We start from the raw sequence: 213 nt of genomic DNA, 5'->3' as shown, positions 1-213 counted from the left end.
ACAACTGTGTTGACCAGGCTATGAACATGATGTTTCCTCTGTTCCCCATGAACACTTATTTCCCGCTCTTGAGCCTGCTGTTGTGGATGTCTATCTTCCCAGCGTGCTTCAGGAGCAGGGTCATCCCCCAGCGCCGGCCGACCCAGTAGCCCGAACCGGTCGAGGTACTGGTAGACGACGGGGGTCGTGTAGAGGGTCAGCACCTGGCTCACG

1 protein-coding gene is annotated in these 213 nt (G+C 57.7%); it reads right to left on the bottom strand.

Annotated elements, in window-relative coordinates:
- Positions 1-203 (bottom strand): hypothetical protein (locus MFF64_RS37695; protein WP_238194239.1); only part of this gene is annotated, 203 nt, incomplete at its 3' end.
- Positions 204-213 lie beyond the last annotated feature (10 nt).

The organism is Methylobacterium frigidaeris, assembly GCF_022179185.1.
Classification (GTDB): domain Bacteria; phylum Pseudomonadota; class Alphaproteobacteria; order Rhizobiales; family Beijerinckiaceae; genus Methylobacterium; species Methylobacterium frigidaeris.
This window is presented reverse-complemented; position numbering and strand designations above follow the sequence as displayed.